Below are 10,804 nucleotides of genomic sequence, written 5' to 3' on the forward strand. Positions count from 1 at the left end.
ATTTTTTATTAATATAACAAATCAATAAATACAAAAGTGATAATACTAATTAATTAGTATTTGTATTAGTAATTTCTTTTAATAATTGTTGATCTCCTGTTTTTGAACCATTAATTATTGGTTTAATAAATGATTCAAAAACAAGATTAGGATTTGTAAATAATTGTTCTTGATTATTTAATTCAAAAATAGATTTTTCTAATATTTCATTTTTTTGATGTGCTGGTACTTTAATTATATCTTCAATAAAAATATCAATTATAGCATTTTGTGTTTCTTCATTAATTTCTTTATCAGACAACTGATTTTTAAGTTTCAATCTAGCATTAATTAAAAAATCAGCACTTTCCTCTCTTGGAAATGAAATACTTTCTTGAAAACTATTATTACCTGAATTAACTTCAAATGAAGGTGTTACTACTTTTGTAGTTTCTTCCTCATTTCTTTTTGCTGGTGTTTGATTAGTAACATTTGAAAAATATTGATAATGTCGAGCTTGATAGTATAACTTCACTTCATTATTAGCAATTACATTATCTGGTTCAAATCTTTCCCTACTTGCAATATCAAAATCTTCATTAATTCTAATAATATCACAATTTAAAATATTACAAATTGCTTCAATTTCAACAGAACCTGTTATTTCACCATTTTTTCTCATTTGTTCTAAAGTTTTTCTTATTTGTGTATCTTCACTATTGTTAGGATATAATTCTTTATTTTTTTTATTAATTTCACTATCTAATAACATTGATCTAAAATTAGCTTTATTATTTGGACGTTTTGTATCTAAATTTGTTTCAATATAATCACAAATACGATTACGAAAGACTTTAACTAATTTTTCATTTTCTTTATCAGCAAAATTAAAATCAGCAAAATTAAAAATTCGTTCTCAACCGAATTCTATACCAAAAAGCGATTTATATCTTGTTTTAAATTGGTTTTTATTAGTTTTAACTTGTTCTAAATATGAAACGATTACTGCTCATAATAAACAATTACCATCTCTTTGTACATCTTTAATTGCCATGGTGATGTGTGCTCCTTTAAACGAAAAACAGTTACTTTAAAATAAAATAATAAACTGAAATTTTAAATAAATATATTGGAATTTTAATGCTCGTTGCTTTGCAATTCATCGTAAATTGGTAATAAATATTACTACTTATAATATAACAAAAAAAACAAAAAAATAATAGCAAATCATTATTAAAATATTATATATAAATATTTCATAATTTAATTTTATTTAATAAAAAATATATTATAATACTTTCCTAACAAAATAAAATTAACCTATAAATAAAATATAAGGAGATTTTTAGAAATGAAAATTCAGAAACTTAAAAAAATAAATTTAATAACACTATCACTATTGATTTTAACTATTTTGGTTATATTTACATCTTTAACCTTAATAAATTTTTTTAACATAAAAAATGATATAAAATATATTCCTTCTTTCTATAATTATTATCGAAAACAAGAAATAATAACAAAAGAAAATGGTTTTAATTTAATAAAAGAACATGGTCTAATTTATATGTTAACTAATAATAAATTATATTTTTGTAAACATTACCTCTTCCAAAATATTGTTGAAAACTATAATCTTAAATCATTAGTACAACTAAAAATTGGAATTGTTTTTGCTATAATTTTAAGTCCAATTTTATTATTTATAACTATATTACTAATCTTTTTAAATATTTATTTAAAAATAAAAAAAGCAGATAATAACTTTTGAGATGCTATTGAAAATTGTGAAATTATTAATAATTACTATGTTCATTAATTTTTTATTTATTATTAGAAATTAAAGTAAGAAATTTAAAAACTATTGATTATATTTATTATTTAATATAGTAAGCATAGATAAAATTATATGCTTACTATAAATTTTTAATTACTCTTGATAAAATTAACTGAATATTATCATTATAAATTTCTACCTTTCCTTCCATTAAAATTACTTTATTAACTTGTAAATATTCTTGGTATATTTGATATAACTTTTCAAAAACCGTTACTTCAATAACATTACTATCATTTTGCATTTCAAAAAAAGCCATTAATTTTTTAGTTTTAGTTTTAATTACTCTAATATTATTGATAACTCCATATACTCTAACATGTTGATCAACATAATTATTAATATATGCTAAATCAATAGCTTTATTATGAGGATCTAATTGCTCTTTTCATAGTAATTTAGGATTATATTTTAAATAAAGTCCTAATGCACGATGTTCATTAATACTATTATTATTTCAATCATCTTCTCTTTGTAACATAATTGGTTTAGCAATTAAATTAAAATTTAATGATAATTCGCCACTAGTTTCATCTTTTACCTGCACCATATTTGCATATTCTAATGCAGCATCCAAGTTTAATAATAACATTGTTCGATTTGATTGAATATCATCTAACGCACCAGCAGCAATTAAATGTTCAATGTTTTTACGATTCAAACCAATAAATATTGCCCGAGCACAAAAGTTAAAAAAATCTTGAAAAAATCCATTACTAGTACGTTCTTTAATAAGATTACTACAACTACCTTGACTCATTTGCTTAATTGCTTGTAAACTATAACGAATAGCTTTTTTAGCACCATCAATTAAAAAATCAATGCCAGAAAATTGAATTGATGGTGGTAAAACTTTAATTTGATATTTTTGACATTCATTCAAATATTGTAACATTTTTTGATCATTACCAATAACACTACTTAATAACGACACCATAAATGCCAATGGATAATTTGCTTTTAAATAAACTAAATAATAACTAATTAATGAATAAGCGACAGCATGAGATCGATTAAATCCATAACCAGCAAATTTTTCAATATCTTCTCATATTTTCTTAACAACTCTTGGTGAATAACCTCTATTAACAGCACTTTTAATAAATGAGTTTGCTTGTTCTTTCATAACTGTAGTATCTTTTTTACTAATTGCACGACGAATTAAATCAGCTTTTCCTAATGAATAACCAGCAATTTTCTGTAAAATTAATAATATTTGTTCTTGATAAATAATAATGCCATAAGTTGATGCTAAATAAGGTTTTAAATCTTCATGAATATACGTAACTTTTTGTTTTCCTAATTTACGATTAATATAATCTTGAATGTACTCTTGTGGTCCAGGACGAAATAAAGAAGAACTAGCAATAATATCTTCTAAGTTATCAACTTTCATTTTAATTAAAATTTGACGCATTCCTGAAGATTCCAATTGAAAAATACCGGTTGTATCACCATTTTTAATAATGTTAAAACTTTTTTCATCATTTAAAGGAATTTGAGATAATTTTAAATTTAAAAAATAATGTTTGCTTACTTGTTGTAAAATATTTTGCAAAATAGTTAAATTACGTAATCCTAAAATATCCATTTTTATTAAACCAAGAGCTTCTAGGGTTTGCATTGGAAATTGCGTTTGATAAATACCTTGAAATCCTAGTTGTAATGGAATAGCAGTAACTAACGGTGCTCTTGTAATAACGATTCCTGCTGCATGAGTACTAGTTTGTCGTGGAAAACCAAGAATTTCTTTGGTTAAAGTAAACAATAAAGGATACTTATTTGCATATCATGCTAATTTTGGTGATTGTTTAATAGCCATATCTATTTCAAAATTATATTGAATTGGTATTAATTTTGTCATTTCATTAATATCTTCAATATTAACTTGAAAAACTCTTCCCAAATCACGAATTGCCATTTTACTAGCAATTGTTTGAAAAGTAACAATATATGCAACATGTTCTTTGCCATATTTTTGATGAATATAATTAATAACTTCATCTCTTCTTGTATCTTCAAAATCGATATCAATGTCTGGTAATGATATTCGTTCTGGATTTAAAAATCTTTCAAAAATTAAATTATAAGCAATAGGATCAACACCAGTAATTCCTAAAACATATGCTACTAAACTACCAGCAACACTTCCTCTACCTGGTCCAACCATTATATTCTTGCTTTTTGCAAATTTAACATAATCATTAACAATTAAAAAATAATCAGCAAAACCCATTTCATTAATTACTTGTAATTCATATAAAACTCTTTTAACGTATGTTTCAGGAATTTCACGACTTTGAAAATGCGCTTCTAATCCCTGTTTACATAATTCTTGCAAATATAAATTACTAGTAAGATTATTAGGGCAAGTAAATTTTGGTAAACTTAATTCTGCACTATTTGGCTTATTTTTAGGAAATTTTAAATTACATAGTCAAATAACCTTTTCAATATTTTCAATAATTTCATTTGGATAATGTTGCATTAAATCTTGTTTAGTTTTATATAAAAACTCATTACTTTTTGATAAATCTTCTGATTTTAATGTTTTTTGTTCTTTAATAGCTTGTAAAATTTGATAAGTACGATGTTGTTTTTCATCTAAATATAAAACCAAATCAATTGGAATAATATTAGATGTAATCGATTTTAATAAAGTAATATTATCCATATCACTAGGTACTAAACCAAAATAAACTAATTCATGACCTGTTGAATTTAAAATATCATAATTATTTTTAATATATCTAATATTTTTATTATTAGCATGAATAATAACTAAAACTTCACGTGTTTGATTAAGATATTTTTTTACATCATTAGTAGTAACAATATTATTATTAGTACTAATAATAGTAGAAAGCTCTATTAATCTTTGATAACCAGCATATGAAGTTGCCATAATAGTTAATTCAACTTTATCAGTAGCACTTTCTCAAACGCAATTTAAACCAATTAATGGTTTAATATCATTCTCTATACATAAATTACAAAATTCATAAGCACCATACATTATATTTTTATCTACTAAAGATAGAACTTTTAAATTATTTTTTTTAGCAAATTCAATATAATCACTTATTTTAATAGTTGATGAAAGAAATGAATAATTAGAACGAACATTTAAATTAACTATATATTTCATACTATCCCCTACAATTCTTGAATGACTTATATTACAAGTTAATTTTAACATCATTTTATCTTGCTAGGTTATTCTTAAGTTATTGTTTTTAATACAAAACTATTTAAAACACTTAAAATCAACTTTTTTAGAAATAAAATAAAAAAATAAATTTTATTTCTAAAATTTATATTAAAAAAGAAAAAATAAACATTATTTTTTCAATAATTAATAATAAATAATTTGGGAAAAATTATAATATATTTTTTTACATATTAAAACCAATAATATGTTAAAATCTGCATAAACTTAATACAAGTTTTCAACTTATTACTTCATTTTAAAGTAAGTGAGTTTGTTATTTTTAATCAAATAAGGAGAAAAAAATGGATATTCAAAATATTAATTTAATAAAAGCTGCTAAAATCGGTGATCTACAAGTAATTAAAAAAATAATTAAAAATGGTGGCAATGTTAATTATATATGCGATGATATAACCGCTTTAATATGAGCAACGCAAAATGGTCATTTAGATGTAGTTAACATCTTAATAGATAATGGTGTTGATATTTATCATGTAGTTAAAAATAGACCTGATCCTTGAATATTAAATAATATTAATGGACAAATAATTATATCCAAATATTTAAAAACAAATGGTTATTATAACTATGCTAATCTTTTACTAGATACCATTGAAAATGGTGATATAGCTTTAACAATAGCTGCTAAAAACAAACACCCAAAAATAGTTGAAAGATTAGCCTATGAAATTTATGAACAAGAAATAAAGCAACGATATAAATTTGGATTACCTACTATTCTTAATGTTACAACCAATAAAAATAATTTTGAAGTTAAATCTCTTCAAGAATTAGCAAATGAAGTACAAAAAATAACAACCAATATTGACTTTAGAGAACCAAATCCATATCAAAAATTACAAATAAATTTAAAACTTGCTCAATTAGAGATTGATAAGAAAAAAATAAATGAAATCAATAAAAGAATTGAAAAAACAAAATTATTAGTAAATGAAATAAATGCAATTGATTTACAAAATCAAACTTCAACAAGTAATCAAAATACTTATTGTAATATTTTATAGTTTACTATTAAAAAATAACAAAAAGAGTGAAACTTCACTCTTTTTTTATATTTAAAGTAAATAAACTGCAATTTATTAAAACTATTAAATTATTAATAAATTTATTTATATTTTTTCAATATCTTTAAAACTATTTATTAAAATTTGTTCTCAATCAATTATTTGCTTTAAATCATTTTCTAAAAGTTCACATTCTTTAATCTTTGGTTGTGTAACAGGGTTTTTGGGAACAAATAATGAACAACAATCAGCGAATGGTAAAATTGATGTTTCATAAGTACCAATTTTTTTAGCAAGATTAATAATATCAACTTTATGTTCGGCAATTAAACTACGCAAAATTGGTAAATTGCTAACAATATTAATAGCATTAATACTTGCTAATGTTTGTGAAGCAACCTGACCAATCGCTTCACCAGTTGCTAATGCTTGAATTTTATATTTTTCTGCAAATAAACTAGCAATTCTAATAAACATTCTACGCATTAAAGTAATACGATAACTTTCTTTCTTAATATGACTTAATTCATTTTGCAAGTTAGTAAAATTGCAAATATATAAATTTTTACTACCAGCATTATAAGGTGCTAAAATTTGAACTAAAGTTTCTACTTTTTTTAATGCTGTTGGTAAAGTAAAAGGTGGAGTAGCAAAATGTAAATATTGAACTTGTAATCCTCGTTTCATTAATTTATATGCTGCTACAGGGGAATCAATACCACCGCTCAATAATAATAACACTTTCCCTGAACTACCTACTGGAAATCCACCAGCACCAATAATTTTATTTGCAAATAAATAAATATCATCCTTATTAACTTTGATATTTATTTTTAAATCAGGATTAGTAACATTAACTTTTAAATCTGTTTTTTTTAAAATTATAGAAGCTATAATTTTAACTATTTGTTCTGAATTTAATGAAAAACTCTTATCACTACGACTAACAAAAAGTTTAAATGTTTTAAAATTTGTTAGATCTTGACTTAAAATTAATGATATTACTTTTTCTGATAATATTTCCATATTTTTAGCAATTCTAAAAGCAGGTGATAATGAACTAATACCAAATATTTTCACCAAAATATTAATAACATCATTCATTACGTCAAGAGATAAATTAGTTAATTCCATCCGATCATGAAAATGAATAATATTTATTTGTTTATAATCACTAAGAGCATACTTAATATTTATTTTTAATTGTTTAATAAAATCAATCCGATTTTTACTTTTAGTTGTTAATTCACCATAACGAATAATAATAATTGGTACCATTTAATTTTCCTCTTTTTTAAAATTTATTCCATTAATTCCAATAATAATGTTAATGCTTTTTGATTATGATTATTAGTGATATTATTTTCAATTTCATTAAATTTACTATTAAGTTGCTGATTAATTGAACGATGACGATTAGCATAAACAAGAGTTAAATGTGATAATTTATGAATAGTAATTTCCATTTTTAATTCAGTATAAAGATGAAAAATTTTATTTTGTAAATCATTAAATTTACTAAAAGAAGAATTATCATAATTTCCATTTTTAAAATTTAAAATAGTATCATTTATTAAATATTGTAAATCACTAAACTTTTCTTTATAAATTTCATTTAAATAATAAAAATTAATATTATTTAAAATATTATCAATTTGTAACATCATTGAATTGATTTTATCAACATAAGTTTTAAATTTAATTTTTGCTTTATTTTGTTCATTCAACAATTTATTATACTCTTTTAAACTATTAAAAACAACAATACTATTTTCAAATAACGCCGCTAATAACATCACTAATGTTTCATAACTAGTATTTTTTATTGATTTTTGATGTTCTATGATTAATAAATTATCAAAATGATTAACAGTAGCAAGTTGTTTATTAATAATAGTTTCTAAGTTAGTTATTTTGCTATTTTCTATCATTTTAGAATTAATTTTATTTGAAAGAGCAATTTCATTTTTAATAGCTTCAAATATTTCATTAAAATTAAAACTCATAACTAAAAATTTTTCATAATTTTGTTTAAAAATATTATAAAATATTTGTTCTTTATCAATTTTATTACTAAAAGTGGCAATTAATTTTAATATTTCTTGAGTGTTAACCTTAGCTTTTTTGTATTGTAAATTATTAATTTGTTTATTAATAAAACTTAACTTTTCATCAACGTTTGCTACTAATTGTTCGTATTGTAAAAGTAAAGTATTATTTATTTTTATCATTTGATATTTATTTTTTAAGGCCGCCATTTTCTGTTTAATTTCATATGTTATAATATAACGAAGTGTTGGTAAATTATCTAAAATTTCTGCCAATGTTACAACAGCAATCGCAATCTCACTTAAAATAGTAATAATTTGACTAACATTAATAGCATTAATATTTGTTTCTAATTCTTTAAACATATCATTAATTATTTTAATAACTTCATCTAATTGTTCTCGATTAAGATCGTTTTGTAAATTAATCTTGATCATTTGATCTTGTAAATAATTAAAATTTTGTTTAAAAAATAATTGATATTCTCGTAATAATTGATCAATACTAATAAAATAATCTATTTCAATTGTTAATAACTGCAATTGATTTTTTAAATTATTACTTTTATTATGCATTCTATACATTAATTTATATCTTTTTCATAATTCTTTATTATTTTGTAATTTTAAAATTTGAATATATTTTTTAAAAACCTTATTTAAATCTTTTTTTAAAAAAAGATTATAACGACTAATTCAAATCCCTAAAATAGAACTATATTGTTCATTTGCTTGTACCATTTGATTAATACGATTTAATCTTTCTTTAATATTAATATTTTGAATATATTGCAAATTTTTATAAATCATAAATTGTTTATTTTTATACGAACTAAAAATTACTAATAAACTTGTTAAAACGATAATAGTAAAAATTAATAAACTAATAATAGTTATTATAATAATTTGTGCACTAGTTAATTTATAAATTTTTATTAACATCAACATAGTTTTATTCTCCTTTCCTTATATTTTAAATATATTAAAAGATATTAATCTTTTATTTTATTATTACTTCTAAAATATTTAATAATATCAACTAAACCTAAAAATAACATTTGTGGTTCATAAATATAAGAAAAATCAAAATAAGATTTTAAAATTGGTACACTACCTCCTGTTAAAATTACAGGTAAACTAATATTTGTTTCATTTTTAATTCTAGCAACTATACTATTAATCATTGCACTAAAACCATAACCATAACCAATTGATAAAGCATGATTAGTATTTTTACCTAACATTGATTGATAATGTTGCATTTCAAAATCAACAAGTAAAGCAGCATTATCAATCAATGCATCTTTACTTGTACTAAATCCAGGTCCAATAATAACGCCAACCAAAACATCATTAACAACAACACTATAGGTAGTAGCAGTTCCCAAACTAACAACTATCGCATTGTGATACTTAGTATAAGCAGCATATGATAATGCTATCAAATCACTACCTAATTGACGATTTTCTAAATTAAGTTTTAAAGGTAAAGAACTTAGTAAATTAAAATCAACAATTAACGGTTTTAAATTATATGTAAAAACAATTAATTTTTCTATTATTATTAAAAAATTTGGAACAACACAACTAATAACAGCTTCTTTAAAATGTAATTTTTTATTTAATTTAAATGCTTTTTTCAATTGAACAATTGCAGTTTTACTTTTGGTTTCTATTACTGCTCATTGTTCAATAATTTCACTATCATTAATCATAGCAATCTTAATTAATGTATTACCAATATCTACTAATAACAAACTTTTCATTATTATACTTGTTGAACCATTTCTTTAGTTGAAGCTAATTCATCATATAGTGTACGAACAAGATTATTTAAGTTTTCAACTTGTAAAAACTTACCACTACGAGCTATTGAAACAGAACCATTAGTTTCACTAACAATAACTGATACTGCATCGGTTTGCTCTGATATTCCAATAGCAGCACGATGACGTGAACCAAATTGACTAGATATTTTTTTATTAGTTAGTGGAAAATAAGTAGAGGCACATTCAATACGACCTAAACGAATAATAACTGCACCATCATGCAATGGTGAACCTTTAATAAAAATAGATTGTAATAGTTGTGAAGTTACTTCACCATCAATTTTTACTCCCAAATCAGTATATTCATTTAATGAAACATTCCTTTCAATAGTAATTAGTGCTCCAATTTTTTCTTCTGCTAATTTAATCACTGCTTCTGCTAAAACACTTGCTAACATTCTTTTTTCTGAAGTTGCTAGTAGTTTCATATGAGATTTATTTCTTGTTGTTCATCAAACTTTTTTACCACGAATAAAGGTATTCATAACTATTAAAATAAGAATTGTCATTAATAAAGAAATGGTTATTCCAAATAAAACCGCTATTTCAGCAATAACTGTTCCAATATCTGCTGAAATTACAGTCGAAATAATATTTAACGGTAATACACTCATATTAAATACCACCATTCCTTTATTTTTTGATTCCACTACTTTAATTATAAAGTAAAAAAATTATTTTTGATATTATTAGTATAACAACTTATCATAATTTACAAAATACTCCTTTTAAAAATAAATTTAAAAGGAGTACTAATATTTTTGATAATTTTAGATTTTATCTTATATAAGTTTATAAAATTATTATGGGAGGTTCCCAAAAAAGTAGGAAGATGAATTACTATAAAAATAAATTCTTTTCAAAATTACCATTTT

General features: G+C 22.2%; 8 protein-coding genes. 2 read left to right on the forward strand and 6 right to left on the reverse strand.

The window, feature by feature from the left end:
* Positions 1-49: 49 nt before the first annotated feature.
* Complete coding sequence (locus M0D11_RS03915; RefSeq protein WP_252320277.1) at positions 50-1,033, reverse strand: OTU domain-containing protein; 984 nt, start codon at positions 1,031-1,033, stop codon at positions 50-52.
* Positions 1,034-1,330: 297 nt separating this feature from the next.
* On the opposite strand from M0D11_RS03915, the gene M0D11_RS03920 reads away from it, so the two are divergent.
* On the forward strand, positions 1,331-1,798 hold the full coding sequence (locus M0D11_RS03920) for a hypothetical protein (protein ID WP_252320279.1): 468 nt from the start codon (positions 1,331-1,333) through the stop codon (positions 1,796-1,798).
* A gap of 97 nt (positions 1,799-1,895) precedes the next feature.
* Here the strand turns inward: M0D11_RS03920 and M0D11_RS03925 are convergent, their stop codons facing one another.
* Positions 1,896-4,964, reverse strand: coding sequence for a DNA polymerase III subunit alpha (locus M0D11_RS03925; RefSeq protein WP_252320281.1), 3,069 nt, complete (start codon positions 4,962-4,964; stop codon positions 1,896-1,898).
* Positions 4,965-5,329: 365 nt separating this feature from the next.
* Between M0D11_RS03925 and M0D11_RS03930 the strand changes: the two genes are divergently transcribed.
* A complete protein-coding gene (locus M0D11_RS03930) occupies positions 5,330-6,052 on the forward strand; it encodes an ankyrin repeat domain-containing protein (RefSeq protein WP_252320283.1) in 723 nt (240 codons plus the stop codon).
* 105 nt (positions 6,053-6,157) lie between these two features.
* Here M0D11_RS03930 and thiI read toward each other — a convergent pair whose 3' ends face one another.
* The 4 genes from thiI to M0D11_RS03950 are packed head-to-tail and all read right to left on the reverse strand — an operon-like array spanning position 6,158 to position 10,543.
* Positions 6,158-7,330, reverse strand: a complete 1,173-nt coding sequence (gene thiI / locus M0D11_RS03935; protein ID WP_252320285.1) for a tRNA uracil 4-sulfurtransferase ThiI — start codon at positions 7,328-7,330, stop codon at positions 6,158-6,160.
* Between the two features lie 23 nt (positions 7,331-7,353).
* The gene (locus tag M0D11_RS03940; protein ID WP_252320288.1) at positions 7,354-9,048 is read right to left on the reverse strand and encodes a hypothetical protein; all 1,695 of its coding nucleotides are present in this window, start codon (positions 9,046-9,048) and stop codon (positions 7,354-7,356) included.
* Positions 9,049-9,092: 44 nt separating this feature from the next.
* Entirely contained in the window at positions 9,093-9,866 is a 774-nt protein-coding gene (locus tag M0D11_RS03945; protein ID WP_252320289.1) for a type III pantothenate kinase, read from the reverse strand.
* 2 nt (positions 9,867-9,868) lie between these two features.
* Entirely contained in the window at positions 9,869-10,543 is a 675-nt protein-coding gene (locus M0D11_RS03950; protein ID WP_252320291.1) for a diadenylate cyclase, read from the reverse strand.
* Positions 10,544-10,804: the final 261 nt, after the last annotated feature.

Origin of the sequence: Spiroplasma endosymbiont of Lariophagus distinguendus (genome assembly GCF_023846195.1) — a bacterium.
Classification (GTDB): domain Bacteria; phylum Bacillota_I; class Bacilli_A; order Mycoplasmatales; family VBWQ01; genus Spiroplasma_E.